At 64.0% G+C, this 20,808-nt stretch carries 17 protein-coding genes; 10 read left to right on the top strand and 7 right to left on the bottom strand.

What is annotated here, in order from left to right; genetic code table 11:
- Positions 1-29 precede the first annotated feature (29 nt).
- The 3 genes from ACQ4W6_RS02065 to bla are packed head-to-tail and all read left to right on the top strand — an operon-like array spanning position 30 to position 3,241.
- Entirely contained in the window at positions 30-446 is a 417-nt protein-coding gene (locus ACQ4W6_RS02065) for a BlaI/MecI/CopY family transcriptional regulator (protein ID WP_436565520.1), read from the top strand.
- Positions 443-2,221: a M56 family metallopeptidase gene (locus ACQ4W6_RS02070; protein WP_436565521.1), complete on the top strand. Its 1,779-nt coding sequence runs from the start codon at positions 443-445 to the stop codon at positions 2,219-2,221. The genes ACQ4W6_RS02065 and ACQ4W6_RS02070 overlap by 4 nt, the downstream gene beginning before the upstream one ends.
- 57 nt (positions 2,222-2,278) lie before the next feature.
- The gene (gene bla / locus ACQ4W6_RS02075) at positions 2,279-3,241 is read left to right on the top strand and encodes a subclass B3 metallo-beta-lactamase (protein ID WP_436565522.1); all 963 of its coding nucleotides are present in this window, start codon (positions 2,279-2,281) and stop codon (positions 3,239-3,241) included.
- 33 nt (positions 3,242-3,274) lie between these two features.
- Here bla and ACQ4W6_RS02080 read toward each other — a convergent pair whose 3' ends face one another.
- Positions 3,275-3,625: a hypothetical protein gene (locus ACQ4W6_RS02080; RefSeq protein WP_436565523.1), complete on the bottom strand. Its 351-nt coding sequence runs from the start codon at positions 3,623-3,625 to the stop codon at positions 3,275-3,277.
- 259 nt (positions 3,626-3,884) lie between these two features.
- On the opposite strand from ACQ4W6_RS02080, the gene ACQ4W6_RS02085 reads away from it, so the two are divergent.
- Both ACQ4W6_RS02085 and ACQ4W6_RS02090 read left to right on the top strand, forming a co-directional pair.
- Positions 3,885-5,993: a TonB-dependent siderophore receptor gene (locus ACQ4W6_RS02085; RefSeq protein WP_436565524.1), complete on the top strand. Its 2,109-nt coding sequence runs from the start codon at positions 3,885-3,887 to the stop codon at positions 5,991-5,993.
- Positions 5,994-6,040: 47 nt separating this feature from the next.
- Positions 6,041-7,204 carry an acetyltransferase domain-containing protein gene (locus ACQ4W6_RS02090; RefSeq protein WP_436565525.1) on the top strand — a complete coding sequence of 388 codons (1,164 nt, stop codon included), beginning with the start codon at positions 6,041-6,043 and terminating at the stop codon, positions 7,202-7,204.
- A 1-nt stretch (position 7,205) separates the two neighbouring features.
- Here the strand turns inward: ACQ4W6_RS02090 and ACQ4W6_RS02095 are convergent, their stop codons facing one another.
- The 3 genes from ACQ4W6_RS02095 to ACQ4W6_RS02105 form a co-directional block, all read right to left on the bottom strand.
- Positions 7,206-9,077: a transthyretin-like family protein gene (locus tag ACQ4W6_RS02095; RefSeq protein ID WP_436565526.1), complete on the bottom strand. Its 1,872-nt coding sequence runs from the start codon at positions 9,075-9,077 to the stop codon at positions 7,206-7,208.
- A gap of 116 nt (positions 9,078-9,193) precedes the next feature.
- Positions 9,194-9,724 carry an isochorismatase family protein gene (locus ACQ4W6_RS02100; protein ID WP_436565527.1) on the bottom strand — a complete coding sequence of 177 codons (531 nt, stop codon included), beginning with the start codon at positions 9,722-9,724 and terminating at the stop codon, positions 9,194-9,196.
- A gap of 40 nt (positions 9,725-9,764) precedes the next feature.
- Entirely contained in the window at positions 9,765-10,682 is a 918-nt protein-coding gene (locus ACQ4W6_RS02105) for a LysR family transcriptional regulator (RefSeq protein ID WP_436565528.1), read from the bottom strand.
- A 121-nt stretch (positions 10,683-10,803) separates the two neighbouring features.
- On the opposite strand from ACQ4W6_RS02105, the gene ACQ4W6_RS02110 reads away from it, so the two are divergent.
- From ACQ4W6_RS02110 to mmsB, 3 genes are read left to right on the top strand one after another with little or no spacing between them, the layout of a single operon-like run.
- Entirely contained in the window at positions 10,804-12,021 is a 1,218-nt protein-coding gene (locus ACQ4W6_RS02110) for an ABC transporter substrate-binding protein (protein ID WP_436565529.1), read from the top strand.
- A 27-nt stretch (positions 12,022-12,048) separates the two neighbouring features.
- Positions 12,049-13,575, top strand: a complete 1,527-nt coding sequence (locus ACQ4W6_RS02115) for a CoA-acylating methylmalonate-semialdehyde dehydrogenase (protein WP_436565530.1) — start codon at positions 12,049-12,051, stop codon at positions 13,573-13,575.
- A gap of 10 nt (positions 13,576-13,585) precedes the next feature.
- A complete protein-coding gene (gene mmsB, locus ACQ4W6_RS02120; RefSeq protein WP_436565531.1) occupies positions 13,586-14,488 on the top strand; it encodes a 3-hydroxyisobutyrate dehydrogenase in 903 nt (300 codons plus the stop codon).
- A gap of 209 nt (positions 14,489-14,697) precedes the next feature.
- Here mmsB and ACQ4W6_RS02125 read toward each other — a convergent pair whose 3' ends face one another.
- Entirely contained in the window at positions 14,698-15,096 is a 399-nt protein-coding gene (locus ACQ4W6_RS02125; protein WP_436565532.1) for a DUF1090 domain-containing protein, read from the bottom strand.
- A gap of 371 nt (positions 15,097-15,467) precedes the next feature.
- On the opposite strand from ACQ4W6_RS02125, the gene ACQ4W6_RS02130 reads away from it, so the two are divergent.
- Positions 15,468-16,682 carry an AGE family epimerase/isomerase gene (locus ACQ4W6_RS02130; protein WP_436565533.1) on the top strand — a complete coding sequence of 405 codons (1,215 nt, stop codon included), beginning with the start codon at positions 15,468-15,470 and terminating at the stop codon, positions 16,680-16,682.
- On the top strand, positions 16,679-17,650 hold the full coding sequence (locus ACQ4W6_RS02135; RefSeq protein WP_436565534.1) for a carbohydrate kinase family protein: 972 nt from the start codon (positions 16,679-16,681) through the stop codon (positions 17,648-17,650). The genes ACQ4W6_RS02130 and ACQ4W6_RS02135 overlap by 4 nt, the downstream gene beginning before the upstream one ends.
- Here the strand turns inward: ACQ4W6_RS02135 and ACQ4W6_RS02140 are convergent.
- A complete protein-coding gene (locus ACQ4W6_RS02140; protein WP_436565535.1) occupies positions 17,608-18,726 on the bottom strand; it encodes a LacI family DNA-binding transcriptional regulator in 1,119 nt (372 codons plus the stop codon). The two genes, ACQ4W6_RS02135 and ACQ4W6_RS02140, sit on opposite strands and share 43 nt — an antisense overlap.
- Positions 18,710-20,623 (bottom strand): glucokinase, encoded by a 1,914-nt coding sequence (locus ACQ4W6_RS02145; RefSeq protein ID WP_436565536.1) that lies wholly within the window; start codon positions 20,621-20,623, stop codon positions 18,710-18,712. The genes ACQ4W6_RS02140 and ACQ4W6_RS02145 overlap by 17 nt, the downstream gene beginning before the upstream one ends.
- Positions 20,624-20,808 lie beyond the last annotated feature (185 nt).

Genomic DNA, 20,808 nt, shown 5'->3' on the forward strand with positions numbered 1-20,808 from the left:
AAAGTTCTAAAACTGTTATTCTAGCTTCCATGTTAAAAAATACACCCACGCCCCATCCCACCGCCGCCGAACTTGATCTGTTGCGCATCCTGTGGCAGCGCGGTTCGTCCGACGCCAGGGCCGTGTATGAAACCTTGGCTGCAGAGCGTCCTGACGCCAGTTACGCCACGGTGCTGCGGCAATTGCAACTCATGCATGGCAAGGGCCTGCTGAGCCGCGATGAAAGCCAGCGGCCGCAACGGTATGCGGCCGTCGAAGCGCAGGAAAAGTTGCAGACCAGTTTGCTCAAGGATTTGATCGGCAAGGTGTTTTCCGGTTCCGGCAAGGCACTGGTGCTGACGGCGCTGCGCGAGCATGTGAGCGACGCTGAACGCGTGGAAATTGAAAAAATCCTGCGCAGCAAGGATGGCAGCAACGGTGGTGGCAAGGACGGCAGCGCGCCATGAACCTGCTTGCCATGGCAATCGGGCTGGACCTGGGCAGATTCGTCCCCGCGCTGGGCTGGGCCTTGCTGTATTTTGTCTGGCAGGCACTGATCGTCGGCGCCGCCTCCGCCGTGCTGCTATGGCTGCTGCGCCACGCCAGCGCGCGCTGGCGCTATGCGCTATGCGCGCTGGCACTGCTGCTGTGCCTGTGTATCCCTTGCGTGCATATGCTGTATCTGCTGGGGCTATCGGGCGCATCGCACGCCGCGCCGCCATTCGCTGTTGAGCTGCAAGCTTGGATGCCGGCCCTGGTGCTGGCCTGGAGCGCTGGCGTGGGCCTGATGGCCTTGCGCCTGTGCATGGGCCTGGCATGGGTCGCCAGGTTGCGCCGCCAGGCCGTTGCCGCGCCAGCCATCTGGCAAGCGCGCCTCGACGCGCTGGCGCTGCGCATGGGCCTGGGCCAAGGCCAAGGCCGGAGTCGTCCGCTGCCGCTCAAGCTGCATGCCGGCCTGTCCAGCCCCGTGACACTGGGCAGCTGGCGTCCGATCGTCTTGCTGCCTGCCTCTTTGCTGAGCGGCATGCCCGTGCCGCTGCTCGAAGCCTTGCTGGCGCATGAGCTGGCGCACGTGCGGCGTTGGGACTATCTGGCGAATCTGCTGCAAAGCCTGGTCGAGGCGCTGCTGTTTTTCCATCCCGTCGTCTGGTGGCTGTCGGCGCGCATGCGGGTCGAGCGCGAACTGGTGGCCGACGAGCTGGCCGCGCAGGCGCTCGATGATCCGCAGCAGCTGGCCACGGCGCTGCACGCCTTGTCCCTGCACGCATCCGCGTTGCGCCATTCCGGCCTGCTGATGTCGGCCCGCGGCGGGACCTTGCTCACGCGCATACAACGCCTGATGGCACCCGCATCCGCGCTTGGCTCGGCCCCTGCCAGCTGGAAGCTGGCCTTGCCTGCCATGCTGCTGGCCTGCGTCACCTTGCTGATGCAGACGCATGGGCAATCTGCGCCCGGCGCCACGCACATGGCCGCAGCCGCCGCGAGCATACTGCCTTTGCCCGTGAACGCCAGGCACATGCTGGTGTTTGATGACAGCAGCGGCCAAGTGCTGATGGCGAAAGACGCCGACGCTGTGGTGCCGATCGCCTCGATCACCAAGCTGATGACAGCCATGGTGGTGCTCGACGCGGGGCTCGATCCGAACGAAAAGCTGCGCATCGTGCGCGCCGATGGCGCGGCGCCGATGCAACGCCAAGGCGTGCTGGCCGATGGCGTGGAAGTGCCGCGTGGGCTGATGTTGCAATTGGCGCTGATGCCTTCCGAGAACCGCGCCGCCGCTGCGCTGGCGCGTACCTATCCGGGCGGCAACGCCGCCTTTGCCCGGGCGCTGCAAGCCAAGATACATGGCCTTGGCCTGATCCGCACCACCCTGACCGATCCGGTGGGACGTTCGCCGGCGAATACCTCCACCGCGAGCGAGGTTGCCAAAATTGTAGCGGCGGCCGCGCGCTATCCGGACATTGCGCGCATCACCAGCCACCCGCAGGCAAGCGTGGCGGTCAATGGCAGGACACGCATCTTGCACAACAGCAACCCGCTGGTGGGCAGCAAGGGCTGGGACATCCTGCTGTCCAAGACCGGCAGTAGCCGCGAGGCTGGCAGTTGCCTGACCATGCGCATGCGCAGCGGCGGCAAGCACGTCACCGTGGTGCTACTCGACGCCGACGGCGCACAGCGGCGCTCGCTCGACGCAGGCGCAATCCGTACTGCGCTGGCCGACGGGACTGGCCGCATGCATTGATGGAACCCGGGCGCGCCGCGGTGCGGCAGCCTTTCTTTTTACACTCTGGAGATGAAGATGACAATATTGGCGAAGTTGATGCTGGTTAGCATGGCGACCATGGCGGCGGGCACGGTACAGGCGCAGGCCGAGGCGCCGATGCAAGATGCGCCCGTCGAATGCGACAGCTGCGAGGCATGGAACGAAGCCGTCAAGCCGTTCAATGTGGTTGGCAATACCTGGTATGTGGGCACGGCTGGCCTGTCTGCCGTGCTGGTGACCAGTGCGCAGGGGCATATCTTGCTCGACGGCGCGCTGCCGCAATCGGCGCCCGTGATTATCGCGAACATCCAGGCGCTGGGTTTTCGCATCGAGGACGTGAAATTCATTCTCAATTCGCACGCCCACTGGGATCATGCGGGCGGCATCGCCGCGCTGCAGCGCGCCAGCGGCGCCACCGTGGTGGCCAGCGCATCGGGGGCGCTGGTGTTGCAAAGCGGCACCAACGGCAAGGATGATCCGCAGTACCAGGCCAATCCCGTGGTGCAGGTTGCCAAGGTGGCCAAGGTCAGCCTGGTGGGCGAGGGCGACACCATCAAGGTAGGCCGCCTGGCGCTGACGGCCCACATGACGCCGGGCCACACGCCCGGCGGCACCACCTGGAGCTGGACCTCGTGCGAAGGCCAGCGCTGCCTGAACGTGGTGTATGCCGACAGCCTGAACGCGTATGCCAGCGGCGATTTCATGTATACGGGTAAAGGCAAGGGCAAAGGCAGGACGCCAGATATCTCGGCCTCGTTCGCGGCCAGCATCGCCAAGGTGGCTGCCTTGCCATGCGATATCATCATCCCCGTGCATCCTAACTCGACGGACGTGCTGGGCAAGGCCGCCAGACGCAGCAGCGCGCACAATCCCTTCATCGATGCGCAAGCTTGCCGCAACTATGCGGCCGGCGCGGGCACCTTGCTGGCCAAGCGCCTGGCGCAAGAGCGGGGTGAGCCGGTGCCGGCCGAGCCCAAGGGCGCGGTGCACGCGCACTAGGCGGCCAGCCGGGTAGATATCGCCGCAGGTCGTCTAAGTGGCAGGCGCGGCGGGGGGGGGGTCTGCCTGGCTATCCCTGGATTTTTGCAGGCGTTTTAAAAATACGGCCATTTCCTTGGCCGCTTGCATGTCGCCTTGCTGCTGCGCCACCGTCACGCCCGTCGTCCAGGCAGACTGTGCTTCATCGAGCCGCCCCAACTGGTGCAGGGCTTTGCCCAGCAGTTTCCAGGCAGCCGAATAGCTGGCTTGCTGCCGCGTTGCCTGCGCCAGGTGGATGGCGGCTTGCTGCGCATCATGCTCTTTCAGGCAAGCATCGCCCAGTCCAAAGCGCAGCAGGGCATTGTCACGCCCCTGCGCCAGCAGTTTTTCCAATGTTAAACGCATTCTTGGCTCCATATTAATATGCAAGTAAATACTTGTATATTAATGGATGGGTTTGGGATAAACAAGTCAGTGTTGCAAGCATTCCCGACGCGTGGTCTGGACCTGTGGCCGCTGTTCCACCCGCGCCAGCTGCGTGCGGCCAAGGTGCAAGTGTTGCTATATTTTTTGACACAGATTTTTCGCAATGACTTTAATGAGAATTGATTATCAATTATAATGCAAGACTATTGCATTAATTTGCGCTATTGTCAGGAATTCCATGTCTTTGTTCTCACGCCGCCCCGTGGCGCTCTTGCTGGCGGCGGCCAGCCCCTGGTCGCTGGCCGCCGAGCCTGCCGCCGATAGCCAGGAGGCACAGGATGTCGTCACCGTCACCGTCAATGCCGAGCGCCAGCATTACCGCAGCCTGTCGGCCACGGGCGCGACGAAAACGGACGCGCTGTTGATGGACTTGCCGCAAAGCGTGCGCGTGCTCACGGGCGATTTGCTGCGCGACGCGGGCGTGACAACGCTGGCGGGCGCGCTGGACCTGGCCAGCGGCATCTCCCGGCAAAGCCCGTTGGGCGGCCTGTGGGACAGCTATGCCATGCGCGGCTTCACGGGCGATCCGAATTTCGGCTCCGACTACATGGTCAACGGCTTCAGCTCCAGCCGTGGCTACAACGGCATGCGCGACGGCGCCAACACGCAAGCCGTGGAAGTGTTGAAAGGCCCGGCCTCAGCCCTGTACGGACGGGGCGAGCCGGGCGGCACGGTCAATATCACCACCAAGAAGCCAAAGTTCGCCCCCGAAGTCAGCGCCGATTTTTCCCTCGGCAGCTTCCAGACGCGCCGCGCCGCTGTTGACCTGACGGGACCCTTGAGCGAGACCATCGCCTATCGCCTGAACGCCGCGCATGAAGCAGGCCACAGTTTTCGCGATACGCTGAAAGTCGAACGCAGCCTGTTTGCGCCCTCGTTCATCTGGCTGGCCGGCGAACACACGACGGTGTCCTACGAAATCGAGGCGGTGCAGCAGCGCGCGCCGTTCGACCGGGGCGTGCTCGCCGTGAATGGCAAGCTGGGTTTTGTTCCCATCTCGCGTTTCCTGGGCGAGCCGAGCGACGGCCCCATGACGGTCAAGTCGCTGGGGCAGCAGCTGTTCGTCCACCATGCGCTGTCCGACGATTGGACTGTGCAGGCGGGCGCTTCCTACCGCGACAGCCAATTGCAAGGCTATTCCAGCGAAGCGAACAATCTGCTGGCCGATGGCCATACCTTGCGCCGCCAGCGCCGCTACCGTGATTTTTCGGCCACCGATGTCTCGGCCAGGATCGAATTGCTGGGCAAGTTCAAAACGGGCGCGCTGGCGCACGAGGTGCTGCTCGGCGTCGACGCCTATCATTTTGATGACCGCCGGGTGCAGCTGCGGCGCAATCCGAGCGCTGCCACTGCCTATGCCATCGATATTGACGCGCCCGTGTATGGCGGCGTGGCCGGTCCGCTGGCCCTGTCCATCGACACGCAGGAAGGGCAAAAGGCGCGCGGCTTGTATGCGCAGGATCAAGTCGACCTGGGCGCGCAGTGGAAGGCGCTGTTCGGCGTGCGCCACGATCGCTACACGCAGGACGTGGCGAATAAGCGGCTAAACGTGCGCAACGGCCAGTCGTTGTCGGCCACCAGCCCGCGCGCGGGCCTCGTGTATCAGCCGTCGACAACGTGGTCCCTGTATGCCAGCGCGGCCAAGGGCTTCCGCCCGAACAGCGGCATCAGCATCGATAACCAGGCGTTTCCGGCCGAGCGCAGCGGCTCGTATGAGCTGGGCGCCAAGCTGGAAACGGGTAAACTGACGGGTACTTTGGCCGTCTACACCATCGGCAAGAGCAACGTGCTGACGACCAATCCCGCCAACACGGATTTTGCCATCGCGGCCGGCGAGGTGGGCAGCCGGGGCCTGGAGCTCGATGTATCGGGCGAACTGGCGCGCGGCCTGCGCGTGTCGGGCGCCTATGCGTACACGGACGCCAGCGTCACGCGCGGCGACAATACCATCGTCACGGGAAGCGGCTTTGCCAACGTGCCGCGCCACAGCGCCAACCTGCTGGCCACGCAGCAATTTGTCCTGGGTGCCGGCACGGCCAGCGTGGGCGGCGCCCTGCAGTACGTAGGCGAGCGCCTGGGCGACGTGGCCGTCAGCAGCACGTTCACCTTGCCAGCCTACACGACGGCCAAACTGCTGGCATCGTATGCGCCTAACGCCAGACTGCGCCTGGCGTTCAAGGTGGAAAACCTGTTCAACCGCAGCTACTATGCCAGTTCCTACAGCCCCCTGTGGGTGGCGCCAGGAGCCGAGCGCACCCTGACCCTCAATGCCCATTACCGTTTTTGATTGATTGATTGATTGATTGATTGATTAATTAATTGATTGATTGATTGATGACCATGACCTTGACTTCCCCCGCGACCGTGCGCGCCCGCATCGCCGTCATCGACGTGATGCGCGGCCTGGTGATGCTGATCATGCTGTTCGACCATGTGCGCGAAACGGTGTTTTTGCACCATCAGGTCGGCGACCCGATGACTGCCAGCAGCGTCGATCCGGCCCTGTTCTTCACGCGCCTGGCCGCCCACGTGTGTGCGCCCATGTTTGTCTTCCTGACGGGCCTCTCGGCCTGGCTGTATGCGCATCCGGCTGCCGGCCCCCGCAGCGCGGCCGGTTTCCTGTTCAAGCGGGGCTTGCTGCTGATCGTGCTCGAACTGGTATTCGTCAACTTTGCCTGGAGCGGGGCCTTTCCACCGGCCGTGCTGTATTTGCAGGTGATCTGGGTCATCGGCCTAGCCATGATGGCGCTGGCCGTGCTGCACAGGCTGCCTTTAAAACTGCTGGCGGCGCTGGGCGTGGCCATCATCGCCGGCCAGCATCTGTTGACGGGCTTGCATGCGGAAGAGGGCAGCCTTGCTTATTACCTGTTGACGCTGCTGCTGCAGCGCGGCTATCTGGTGGCGGACGGCGCCATGAAGATCAAGGTCAGCTATCCGCTGCTGCCGTGGATAGGCGTGATCGTGCTCGGCTACGCGGCCAGTCCCTTGTACGCACGCACCGTTGCTCCCGCAGCGCGGCGGCGCTGGCTGCTGGCGCTGGGCGGCGCGGCCTTGCTATTGCTGGCCATCTTGCGCGGTTGGAACCTGTACGGCGAAACCTTGCCGTGGGTGGCGGACGAGACGGCCGTGCGCACGCTCATGAGCGTCCTCAATTTCACCAAATATCCGCCTTCGCTCGATTTCCTGCTGTTCACCCTCGGCCTGGGGCTACTGGGCCTGGCCTGGCTGGAAAGCGTCGATAACGGGTTCACGCGGGCCTGCGCCACCTTTGGCGGCGCGCCCATGTTTTACTACCTGCTGCACCTGTACCTGCTGCTGGCCATCGGCATGACTTTGACGGCCCTGCTGGGCGCCAACCATGGCAATCGCTATGGCGTCGAGCACATCTGGCAGGTCTGGCTGCTGGCCTTGCTGCTGATGCCCGTGCTGTATTTCCCTTGCCGCGCGTTTGCCAATTACAAGCGCACCTCGAAGCAGGCCTGGGTGCGCTACTTCTAGCTTACTTGCAATACAGCCTGTCGATGCTATGCGAGGACGCCAGGTAATGCCGCGTTTGCCAACCGATGGCTACCCGGTAGGCGCAGGGCGGGTCCAGCGCCACGTTGACGGGGAAGCCGCCATTGTTGCCCGACAGGTGCGGGCCGCCCGCGCCGCCGCGGAACAGGTAGTTGCCGGGCGGTGGCGGCGCGATGAAACTGGCGGCCGGCAACGGTGGCGGCGGATGCGCGACGCCATTGTTGTTGGAAATCGTACTATTGAAGAAGCGCAGGTGCGGATGGTCGATCGTGTACAGGATATGCACGAGGCCGCCCGCGATGGGGTTGCAGGCATTGCTGCGCAATTCTTCCAGGTCCAGCGCCACGATAACGGGCGAATTGTCGAAAACGATGGAATCGAGGCCGTCTGTCGCCACCAGCGCCATGCTGACGCCGTCGCGCACCTCGAAGCCCAGGCGGTAGCGGCGTATGGGTTCGCTCTCGGCGGCGCTCAAGCTGCGGCCCGCGTCTTGCAGCGGCAAGCCGCCCGGCAGCTTGGCCGGGTGCAGGCTGGTGATGGCCGGCGTATTCACGCTGAGCAAGTCGAAGGTGCGCAGGAAGAGGTTGGGCTGCACGTTGACGACAGCCGTGGTGCCGTCGCGCATGTCCACCGTGACGGCTTTGCCGTCGACCCTGATCCAGCCGCCCGGTTTCAGGTCGCCCGCGTCGATGATGACGGGTGCCGAGTCGCCCAGTCCCAATCCATTCGTATAAAACACATAGCCAACGTGGGTGCCGAGGATTTGCGTCAACGGCGCCAGGCTGGCGGGCGCCACCGTAGGCAGGCTGGCCGGGTCGTCGCTGCCCCCTGGCCACGTCCACTCGCCGATCAGGAAGCGGTATTCGAGCGCATTGGCGGGGCTGGCGCTGTTGCGCAGTGGGCAATTGCCTTTCAAGGTGACGCCGCCGCCAAACACATACGAGGCGCTGGCGCCGCCCGCATAGCCTTGCGCCGAAAAACCGGCCAGCGAGGGAAATGGGTGGATGTCGAACACTTCCACCTGTTGCCAGTGGGGCACGCCCTCCACGTCGGGCGGGAGGACGTCTTTCGAGCACAATTCCACGCAGAAACAGTGGCCCACGTTTTCGCGCCCCGGCTGGCGCCCGTTCGCCTGCGTTTCCGACAGGATGGCTACGCTGCCCAGTTGCGCCGTGAAATACACGTCCGGCCCGCTGGCGAACTCCACGTTGATGAAGGGCGAGAACGGCGTGAGCGTGAAGGCGGACGTCAGGTAGTCGATGCGAAAGCGCCCGCTGGCGTCCGTCACCGCATCGCCCAGCGGATCGTCCTGCAGCCAGTCCGCATCGAAGGCGCGCACGGTGGCGCCGGCAATGGGTACGTTTGGCGCATCGCAGGTGCGCAGGCGGCCGCAGATGGTCCAGGCGCCGAAGCGGGCGCGCACCAGGCACCAGAAGCGTTGCGGCAAGCAATAATCCCAGACGGCGAGGAAATCATTCTCGGCCTGGCGCCAGCGCGGCTGGAGGGTGGTGATGGAAAATTGCAGCGGCACGGGCTCTTTCGGTCCCCCTTTCAAGCGCGGCACGCTCGGGCACAGCACGTCTACCTCGACCGCCTCGCCCTGGTAATCGCCTGCCAGGGTAAAGCTGTAGTTGCCGTCGTCATCTGTGCGCGCCTCGGCCAGCAGGAAGGGCGCTTTCCCTTGGACTTCGTCATCGCCGAGGATGGCGAAGGTTTCCTTGGCACTGGCCACGGCCAGGGCCGTGACGTTTTGCGTCTCGCGCGTGCGGTACAGGCGCACGATGACGCGGGATAAGGCTTCCGGATACTCGGCGCAAATCAAGCCGCACAACTTGCCCCGCAAGATATAAGCCATGGTCATTCTCCAGCTCGGTTGAATTGCTTGGACGGGCGCGCCGCGCGCGATGGCGGCGCTGTTACCAAGCTAGCAAATGGGCAGTCGATGGACTTGATCTGGATTAAACCTGCGTTCTATTTAATCAGTGCCAGCACCTGGCGAAAGCGCGGGTGCTTGCAGTCACGCAACCATTCGAAGGCCAGCATCTCGACGGTGACCAGTTGCGCGCCCAGCTTGCCCAGGCGCGCCAGGGCGGCATCGCGGCTGGCCGCCTGGCGTGAACCGACGGCGTCGATGGCGATGATGACGTCGTAGCCGAGTTCGAGCAAGCCGATGGCCGTTTGCAGCATGCACACATGCGCTTCGCAGCCCGTGACGACGATCTGCTTGCGTCCGGGCGGCAAGATGGCCTGCAAGCCGTCAAAGCAGGCGCCGAAATGTGTTTTGTGCAAGGTTTTCTGGCACAGCGCGGCGATCTCTTCCACATTTGGCCCCAGTCCCTGGCGGTTTTGCTCCGTGCCCAGGACTGGCACGTCGAGCAGGCGGGCGATCTGCGCCAGGCGCAGGTTTTGCGCCAGCACAAGGCCAGCCTCGTGGATGGCCGGCATCAAGCGGCCTTGCAGGTCGACAATGACCAAAACAGCCTGGCTTGCATCCATCAGCATGGCATTCTCCTTATCAGTATGTGGCGACAGTGTAGCGCGCTCAGGCGGGCCAGCTGGGCGCAGCCGTCTCGCCCATCAGGTAGGCATGATTGAGGTCGATGACTTCGCGCAAGTAGTTCCACAGGGCACTGACCCTGGCGATGTTGCGCCGTTCGCTGGGCGAGACCATCCAGAAGGCGCGCAGCAAGTCGATGTGCTCATCGAGCACGGGCACCAGTTCGTTCGACTGCTGGGCCACGAAGCAGGGCAGGATGGCCAGCGCCTGGCCTGCGCGCGCCGCGTGGTACTGGGCCAGCACGCTGGTGCTGCGAAACGCGCGCAGGGAATCGGGCGCCACATTGTCGATATAGCGCAGCTCTGCGCTGAAGACCAGGTCGTCCACGTAGCCGATGATTGGGTGCAGCGCCAGTTGGGCCAGGCTGGTGATCGGTGCATGGCGCGCCAGGTAGGCGGGTGTGGCATACAGTTTCAAACGGTAGTCGGACAGTTTTGTTACCACGTAGGGGCCGGACAGGGGCCGCTCGATGGAAATGGCCACGTCCGCCTCGCGCTTGGACAGGCTGACAAAACGCGGCACGGCGATCAGGTCCACGCTGATATGCGGATAACGCCCGCAAAAATGCGCCAGGTGGGGCGCCAGCACGACGGCGCCGAAACCCTCGGTGGCGCCCAGGCGCACCTGGCCCGAGAGCAGGCGGTTATGTTCGCCCAGCTCCTCGGTGGCGGCAAACACCGTGCTTTCCATGCTTTCCGCGTATTCCATCAGGCGGTGGCCTTCGGGCGTCAGCTGGTAACCCACGTAATTGCGGTCGAACAACTGCGTGCCCACCTGCTCCTCGAACTTGCGCATGCGCCGCGACACGGTGGAATGGTCGATGCCGAGTTTTTTCGCCGCATCCACCAGGCCGGCGCTGCGCGTCAGCTCCAGGAAGATCCGTACATTGTCCCAATCGAGCATAGCAAACTCCATCTGTGCATTTTTGCAAAGGAATTATGCATTAATTTAACTTGAGTGCATATTTTTACACATGCAGAATACATCTAAGCATATAAGAAAAACTGAACCTCAGGAGACAAGCATGAAAAAAACCGTTCTGGCCTTGGGCGCGCTGGCGCTCACCCTGTCTTTTACCGGCGCGCAGGCGCAGATTTCCGATGGCGTCGTCAAGGTCGGCATCCTGACCGACATGTCCGGCCCGTATTCTGCCATGGGCGGGCGCGGCTCCGTCGTCGCCAGCCAGATGGCCGTCGAGGATTGCCTGAAGGCTGAATGCAAGGGCATGAAGATCGAAATCCTCTCGGCCGACCACTTGAACAAGGCCGACATCGCCGCCTCCAAGGCGCGCGAATGGATAGACCGCGACAAGGTCGACGCCATCGCCGATCTGACCAACTCCTCGGTGGCCCTGTCGGTGCAAAAGCTGATGAAGGAAAAGGGCGGCATCGCCATGTTCAGCGGCCCGGCCACGGGACGCCTGACCAATGAAGATTGCTCGCCGAACGGCTTCCACTGGATGTTCGACACCTATTCGCAGGCGGCCGGCACGGCGGCGGCGCTGACGAAACTGGGCCAGAAATCGTGGTATTTCGTCACCGTCGATTACGCCTTCGGCCATTCGCTGGAAAAAGACGCCAGCGAAGTCGTCAAGCGCAATGGCGGCACGGTGCTGGGCGCCGTGCGCCATCCGCTGAACGCCTCCGATTTTTCCTCCTTTTTGGTGCAGGCGCAGGGTTCGAAGGCGCAGGTGATTGGTCTGGCCAACGGCGGCGCCGATACGGTGTCGGCCATCAAGCAGGCGCGCGAGTTCCGCATCGGCAGCGGCAAGGACCAGCGCCTGGCCGCCTTGCTGGTGTTCCTCTCCGACGTGCACGCGCTGGGGCTGGAAACGGCCCAGGGCCTGGTCTACGCGGATGGCTTTTACTGGGATTACGACGACCGCAGCCGCGCGTTTGCCAGGCGTTTCGAGGCGCTGAACAAGGGCGCCAAACCGACCATGGTGCAGGCGGGCGTGTATTCGAGCGTCTATCACTACCTGAAATCGGTGGCGGCGGCGAAAACCGACGACTCGAAAATCGTCGCCGAAAAAATGCGCCAGTTGCCGATCAATGACTTTGTGATGAACAACGCCTCGATCCGCCCTGACGGGCGCGTCATCCACGACATGTATCTGGTGCAGGTGAAGACCCCGGCTGAATCGAAAGGCCCATGGGACTACCTGAAAGTGCTGTCGACCATCCCCGCCGACCAGGCCTTCAAGCCGATGGATGCTGCCGCCTGCAACCTGGTTAAGAAGTGATCACCGAACAACCTCACGGAGCCTCACATGAATCAAGTCCACACCCAAGCCCTCACCCAAGTCCCCGCCGTCCCCCTGCATATCGGCGGCAAGCACCACGCATCGACCAGCACCGAGTGGCGCGACGTCGTCAACCCGGCTACGCAGGAAATCGTCGCCAAGGTGCCGTTTTCCACACGAGATGAAGTCAATCTGGCCGTCGCCACGGCCAAGGAAGCATTCAAGACCTGGCGCCATACGCCGCTGGCGGCGCGCATGCGCATCATGCTCAAGTACCAGCACCTGATCCGTGAAAACATCGCTACTTTGGCTGAACTGATCACGCGCGAACACGGCAAGACCTTGCCCGACGCGGAAGGGGAAGTGATGCGCGGCCTGGAAGTGGTGGAGCATGCATGCTCGATCGCCACCCTGCAGCTGGGCGAAATCGCGGAAAATGCGGCCACCGGTGTCGATGTCTACAATATCTACCAGCCGCTGGGCGTGGGCGCGGGCATCACGGCTTTCAATTTCCCCGTCATGCTGCCGTGCTTCATGTTCCCCATCGCTATCGCCTGCGGCAATACCTTTGTCCTGAAACCGTCCGAGCAAGACCCATCGTCGACCATGTATCTGGTCGAACTGATGTACCAGGCGGGCTTGCCGGCCGGCGTATTGAACGTCGTGCATGGCGGCGCCGACGTCGTCAACATGCTGTGCGACCATCCCGACATCAAAGCCATCTCGTTTATCGGTTCGACGGCCGTGGGCACGCACGTGTACCGCCGCGCCAGCGAATCGGGCAAGCGTGCGCAATCGATGATGGGTGCAAAAAACCATTGCGTGGTGCTGGCCGATGCCAACAAGGCGCAAGCCATCAATAACCTGATCGGCGCCGCATTTGGGGCGGCCGGCCAGCGCTGCATGGCCAATTCCGTGGTAGTGCTGGTGGGCGAGGCGCGTTCCTGGCTGCCGGAAATCGTCGCCCGCTCGCAAGCCCTGAAAGTGGGGCCGGGCACCGACCGCGATGCGGATTTGGGGCCGATGGTGTCGAAGGCAGCCATGCAGCGCGCGGAAAAACTGATACAGGCTGGCGTGGACGAAGGCGCGCAGCTGCTGCTCGATGGCCGTGGCCACAAGGTGGCGGGCTACGAGGGCGGCAACTTCATGGGGCCGACGATTTTCTCGAAGGTCGAGGCCAGCAATTGCGTCTACACGCAGGAGATTTTCGGCCCCGCCATGTGCGTGGTTGAAACGGATACCCTGGACCAGGCCATCGCCTTCATCAACGCCAACCCGAACGGCAACGGCACCTCGATCTTCACCTCGTCCGGCTGGGCGGGGCGCAAATTCCAGAACGAGATCGACGTGGGGCAGGTGGGCATCAACGTGGCCATTCCCGTGCCCGTCGCCTATTTCAGCTTTACCGGCTCGCGCGCCTCGAAGCTGGGCGACCTGGGGCCGAACGGCAAGCAGGCGCTGTACTTCTGGACGCAAACCAAGACCGTCACGGCGCGCTGGTTCGCCCCGGACGATGGCGGCAGCGGCATCAATACCACCATCTCGATGAAGTAAGGCGGCGGCGATGAGCACTAATATCGTTTTTATTGGCCTCGGCAACATGGGCTTGCCCATGGCGCAGAACCTGGTGCGCGCCGGCCACGCCGTCACGGGCTTTGATTTGCTGCCGGCCAGCGTGCAGCAGTTTGCCGACGGCGGCGGCCTCGCAGCAAGTGACCAAGGGGCGGCGATTCAAGCCGCCGACATCGTCATCACCATGCTGCCGGCCAGCCGCCATGTTCTTGGCGCTTATTTGGGTAACCCTTTGGGCGATGCTGGCATCCTGGCGCAGGCGCGGCCCGGCACCTTGCTGATCGACTGCTCGACGATTTCCACCGAGGCGGCGCGCCAGGTGGGCCGCGCGGCGCAGGAAAAGGGCTTGCCGATGCTGGACGCGCCCGTTTCCGGTGGCACGGCCGGCGCCACCAATGGCACTTTGACTTTCATGGTGGGCGGAGAGGAGGCTACGCTGGAGGCGGCGCGGCCCTACCTGGAAATCATGGGCAAGGCGATCTTCCACGCGGGCGGCTCGGGCAGCGGGCAGACAGTCAAGATCTGCAACAACATGCTGCTGGGTATACTCATGATCGGCACCAGCGAAGCGATACGCCTGGGCGTGGCCAATGGGCTGGACCCGAAAGTGGTATCGGACGTGATGGCGAAAAGCTCGGGCCGCAACTGGACCCTGGAGGTGTACAACCCGTGCCCGGGCGTGGCCGACAACGTGCCCGCCGCGCGCGGCTACACGGGCGGCTTTGGCGTGGACCTGATGCTGAAAGACCTGGGCCTGGCCATGGAAAGCGCGCTGGCCAGCGGCGCGGCCGTGCCGCTGGGCGCCTTGTCGCGCAATTTGTACAGCTTGCACAGCAAGGCGGGTTCGGGCGCGCTGGATTTTTCCAGCATCTACCAGATGCTGGGGGAAGGGTAATACTGCGTAACGCCTGACAAAACCGTAGCGAGCAGGGTTGGTCCGGCGTTTAGGGGCCGTGAATAAATAGGTGTTACGTTTGGGGGACTCTGGCGGGATGCGATGCAAGGCGCGAGAAGGAGCCATAGCGAACTATGGCGACGACGAGCAACGCCGCAGCGCGCCGGCCAGAGACGATCCAAATGTGACAGTCATTTTTGAACGGCTCCTTAGGGTTGCTGCGCCTGCAGGGCGGCCAGTTCCGCCTTGGCTTTTTCCAGCTTGCCTTCCAGCTTGGCGATCTTCTTTGGCTCTTTATTGGCTTCCTGGGCCAGGCGCAGCGAACGCTCCGTCTGGCTTACTTTTGCCTGCGCCTTGACGATTTTCTTGTTGTGGCGCTCGACTAGCACGTTGTCGCGGCAATGGGCGTTGACTTCATCGAGCGCGCGCGTGAGGCCCGCGACCTTGTCGCTCAAGCCCTGTTCCTGCGCCTGGCGCAATTCGCTGCGGATGCTTTCGCGCTTGGCGGCGCAGCCGGTCAGCTGGGTTTCGGCATAGACACTGCTGCTGGCGCCAATGGAGGCAGCGGCGACGAGCAGCGTCAAGACGGTTTTGGATAATTGGTTCATGGCGTTCCTGGTTAAGTGGGATTACTGAAGAGAATGTAAGCCTGCCGGCATGCCCTGTCAAACGTGCGCTGCCGTGCCGTGCGCGCCTGCTGGAGCAGGGCCGTGGCGGAGTCACCCGGCAGGGGCCGGCGCCGCAACCGTACGCGTTGTACCTGCTGGCGGCAAAGCAGGGCGATAAAGAAACGATGCAGCGCCTGGTCAAGGTGTTCGAGCAGGGCGAACTGGGGCAGGCGGCCAGCGCCTTGCGGGCAGCGTTGTGGCGCGAAAAACTACGCCACCGCAAGACGCCCTGAATTGGCAAGGGAGTAGGAGACGCGGCGAAAACGGCATGCTATGATCATTGTTATCGATAACAATATGATGAGACATTCATGAATCCGAATTTCCGTTCAAAGGATATGCTCACCGCGCATATTTTGCACACGCTGCGCTTCTATCACCCGCGCGCCCTTGACCCCAGTGGCGGCTTTTATCACTTTTTCCTCGATGATGGCACGGTGTATGACGCCAGCACGCGCCATCTGGTCAGCAGCACGCGCTTCATCTTCAATTACGCCATGGCTTACCGCCAGTTCGGCGACGACGATTACCTGGCGGCGCTGCGCCATGGCGTGGCCTTCTTGCGCGACGTGCACCGCGACCCGGCCACGGGCGGCTATGCCTGGCAACTCAGCTGGAAAGACGGTGTCAAAACGCTCGAAGACGGCGCCAACCACTGCTACGGCCTGGCCTTCGTGCTGCTGGCGTACGCGCACGCGCTGCACGCCGGCATGCCGGAAGCGCGCGCCTACCTGGACGAGACGTTCGAATTGATGGAGCAGCGCTTCTGGCTGCCCGAGCACGGCCTGTATGCGGACGTGGCCAGCGCCGACTGGTCCACCCTGGACGGCTACCGGGGCCAGAACGCCAATATGCATGCCTGCGAAGCGATGCTGGCGGCCTTCGAGGCGACGGGCGAGGCGCGCTACCTGCATCGCGCCGAGACGCTGGCGCACAACATCACGGTGCGCCAGGCAGCGCTGGCCGGCGGCATGATCTGGGAACACTACAAGCCTGACTGGTCGATCAACTGGGACTACAACCTGCACGACAAGAGTAATATCTTCCGTCCCTGGGGCTACCAGCCCGGCCATTTCACGGAGTGGGCCAAGCTGCTGTTGATCATGGAGCGCCACGCCAAATTCATGGCCGGCCCGTCCGAATGGCTGCTGCCGCGCGCGCGCGAACTGTACGACACGGCGCTGGCCAAGGCATGGGATGGCACGCATGGCGGCATCCACTACGGTTTCGGCCCGCAGGATGAGATTTGCGATGGCGACAAGTATTTCTGGGTGCAGGCCGAAAGCTTCGCTGCCGCCGCCGTGCTGGCAGCGCGCACGGGCGACGAAGCCTACTGGCAGAGCTACGACAAGATCTGGGGTTACAGCTGGCAGCACTTCGTCGATCATGAACACGGCGCCTGGTACCGCATCCTGACGCCCGAAAATCAGAAGATCAGCAACGAGAAAAGCCCGGCCGGCAAGGTCGATTACCACACCATGGGCGCCTGCTATGAAGTGCTGAACGTGATTGGCGGTGCCGCATGAGCGCCCAGTTCCCCCGCGAATTTCCACAATTTGTCTCGGCCGGCGAAGCGCTGACGGACATGCTGCGCACCGGCAGCGACCAGTGGAGCAGCCAGGTGGGCGGTTCGACCTGGAACGTGGCGCGCGTGATGGCGCGCCTGGGCGTGCCCAGCGCCTTTGCCGGTGGCGTCAGCCGCGATGTCTTCGGCGACGCGCTGGCGCAGGCCACCGAAGTGGCGGGGCTGGACATGCGCTTCTTGCAGCGCTACGCCAAGTCGCCGCTGCTGGCCATCGTGCATGAATTGCATCCGCCCACCTATTACTTCATCGGCGACGACAGCGCCGACCTGCATTTCGACGCGGCCCTGCTGCCGGACGGCTGGATGCAGGGCGCGCAATGGGTGCATTTTGGCGGCATCAGCCTGGCGCGCGAACCACTGGCGGGCAAGCTGGTGGCACTGGCGCAGGAACTCAAGGCGGCCGGTGTAAAAATCAGCTATGACCCGAACTTCCGCGTCATGATGGATGCGCGCTACGATGCCACCCTGCGCCGCATGACGCAGCTGGCCGACGTGGTGAAGGTATCCGATGAAGACCTGGCGGGCCTGTTCCGCCACGACGACATCGACGGCGCGTTCGCCACCCTGCGCAGCTGGAATCGGCAGGCCACCTATTTATATACGTGCGGCGCACAGGGCGCGGCCCTGTACCAGGGCGAACAGATGTGGCAGGCGGCGCCGCCGCAGATCGAGGTGGTCGATTCGGTCGGCGCGGGCGACGCCAGCATCGGCGGCTTGCTGTACAGCCTGATGTACCGGCCCGACGCCGACTGGGGCCAGCATTTGCGCTTCGCCGTCGCGGCCGGCGCGGGCGCCTGCCTGGCTGCTGGCGGCTCGCCACCGTCCGTGGAATTGGTGGAGTCGCTGGCGCAGCGCACCGTGCTGCGTCAAGAGCCGGCTAGCGCACTACCGGGGTCGGTCACTTCGTGATCGGAGTGTGCGCCATTGGCGCGCACTGCCCCCGACGAGGCCCGCGCCATCAGCGTAAATGCCATCAAATGATGCGTGGCGGGCGCCGTTTTTCCCGCGCGGCGCTGGCGGATCTCGTCGATCACCAGCGTGACGGCGGCGCGCGCCATGTCGGCGATGGGCTGGTGGATGGTGGTGAGCTCGGGCCACACGGTGGTGGCGACGGGCGTGTCGTCGAAACCGCACACGCTGACGTCCTGCGGCACTTGCAAGCCCATGCCATGCGCCACGGCCAGGGTGGCGGCGGCCATGTCGTCATTGCTGGCGAAGATGGCGCTGGGCAGAGGAGCGGCGGCCAGCAACTGGCGCGCCGCATCGAGCCCCGAGCGGTACGTGAAATAGCCTTGCGCCACGCGCTGTGGCGGCACGGGCAATCCCGCTTCGCGCATCGCGTCTTCGAAAGCCTGGCGGCGCAGCAGGGCGGGCGTGTGTTCCGGATCGCCTTCGATGAAGCCGATGTCGCGGTGGCCCAGCGCGATCAGATGGCGCGTCATGGCCAGCGCGCCTTCGTAATCGTCGATGCGCACGGCCGAGACATCGGGCGAGGGCCGCGCCGTGGCCACCGCGATGGCCGGGATGCCCATTTGGTTCAATTGCGCCAGCACTTGCGGCGAATCGCACAGGGGCGGCGGCACCAGGATGCCGTCCACGCCGGCCGCCACCAGGCAGTCGATGGCGGCGCGCTGGCTGGCCAGGTCGCCGCAGCGCTCAAGCAGCAGCTGGCCGCCGCCCTGGCGGCATTGATCCATGGCGCCGACTAAAAATTCGCTGAGGAAGGCCGCGCTGGGATTGCTGTACAACAGGCCGATACGCAGGGTGCCCGTGCGGGCCGCCCTGGCTGCCAGGTTGGGCTGGTAGCGCAGGCTGGCGATTGCCGCCTCGACCTTGCCGCGCGTGGCGGCGCTGACGCTGGCGCGCCCGTTGATGACGCGCGACACCGTCATGGCCGACACCCCTGCCACGCGCGCCACGTCATGCACGGTGGCGCCGCTGGCGCTGTCAAACGCGGCTGGTGCCGCCTTATTCGAGGTGGCCACCGAATTTCAGCTTGCCGCTGATGCGCATGCCGTGCAATTGGCCCTCTTCCAGTTCGGCGGCACTGGTGCGCTGCGCCGTGTCGCGCCGCGCCAGGCCCACCGACAGGATATCGAGCATCATCAGCTGCAGCAGGCGCACGATCATGGGCACGAAATTGAGATTGCCTTCCGGGTGGTTCAGGGTCAGCAGCACGTCGGCCAGCTTGGCCAGGGGTGATCCGCTGGCCGTAATGGCCAGCACGCGCGCACCGCAGCCTTGCGCCACCTTGACGGTGCGCAGCAGCTCGGGCAGGGCGCCCGAGCGGGAAATGACCAGCGCCACGTCGCCCGGTTTTAGCATGGCGGCGCTCATTTCCTGCGCTTGCTGGTCGGCGAAGAAGCTGCTGACGATGCCCAGATTGAGCAATTTATGCTGCATGTCGTCGGCCACCACGCGGGCGCTGCCCACGGCCAGCAGCTCCACGCGCTGCGCGCCGCGCAGCAGTTCGATGGCCGCCGTCAGCGCCTTCACGTCGAGCATGTCGCGCAGGGCCAGGGCGGCCGAGGCATTGTTGCCCAGCACCTTGCGCGCCAGCTCGGCGTCGGAGTCCGAGATCTCCACGTGGCAGTGCGCCACCGTGATGGCGCCGCCCGTCAGGCCGGAAGCGAGCTTCAATTTGAAATCGGCCAGGCCCTGCACGCCGATCGAACGGCAAAAACGCATCACCGTGGGCTGGCTCACGCCCACGCGCTGGGCGATTTCGGCGATCGGCAGGGTCAGCATGGCGTTCGGCTCCTTCAGCACCCAGTCTGCCACCTTGCATTCCGATGGGCTCATGCGTCCGCGTGCCTGGCGCACCGATTCGAGCACGGGCGCGCCGGAATGGGCGCGCTTGAGCTTTTGCGCCAGGATGGCGGCGATGCCGAGGAAAGTGGGCAGTTCTGCCGTAATCAGGAAAGTGGGAATTTGCGCCAGGTATTCGTTCAGGCGGCCCTTTTGCTCGAAGCGGGCGCGAAATTGTGATTGCTCGAACAGTGGGCCCAGGCGCGGCACGATGCCCCCGCCTATATAAATGCCGCCCAGCGCACCGAGGGTCATGGCCACGTTGCCGGCGATGGAGCCGAGGATGGCGCAAAAGCAGTCCACCGCTTCGATGCACACATCGCATTCATTGTTCAGGGCGTGGCTGGTGATGTCCGCCGCCAGCAGCGGCAGTGCATCGGGCCGGCCGGCCCGCTCGGACAGGGCGCGGTAGATCAGTTCCAGCCCCCGCCCCGAAGCTAAGCGTTCGGCCGAGACGTGCGACAGTTCGCGCCAGGCGAAGGACAGCACGTCCATCTCGCGCTGGTCGCACGGCGCAAAGCTGACATGGCCGCCTTCGCTGCCCAGCGCAATCCAGCGGTCTTCGGCCGGGATCATGCCCGACACGCCCAGGCCCGTGCCCGAACCGAGCAGGCCGATGACGCTGTCGGCGCGCGCCATGCCGCCGCCGATCTGCAGGCGCTGGTCGGGCCGCAGATAGGGCAGGGCCATGGCCAGCGCCGTGAAGTCGTTTACCACCAGCAGGGTATCGAGGCCCAGCGCGGCGCGCATGGCTTCGATCGAAAAGAACCAGTGATGGTTCATCATGCGGATCGTGTCGTCGTCGATGGGGTTGGCGATGGCGATGGCCGCGTGGCGCACGCGCGCCGAACCGGCGGCGCGCGCTTCGCTGCTATCCATGTAGGCGGTGATGGCGTCGAGCAGCGAGGCATAGTCGTCGCAGGGCAGTACGGCCACGGCTTCCAGGTGGCCCTGGCGCGTTTCAAGCACGAAACGGGCATTGGTGCCGCCGATGTCGGCCAGCAGGCGCGGCCCGTCACTGAAGCGGTCTGCCGGGTCGCTGCCAGCTATTTCCATTTTTTCATCAATTTTCATGGCGGTGCTCTATCTCGTATGCGTGCGCTGTCATGGCGGCGCACTGTCGTTATGGGCAAAATCCAAGGATTTTAATTCGTATACGTCCCGCGTGCCGAAAAATGCGGGGTGCCGGCCCAAATGTCTGTCCGCAGCGCCAGAAACGGGCGCTGCAGGAGGTAACAGCAGGCCGGTAAACCAACAGG

The organism is Janthinobacterium woesei (assembly GCF_051380875.1).
GTDB lineage: Bacteria > Pseudomonadota > Gammaproteobacteria > Burkholderiales > Burkholderiaceae_D > Janthinobacterium.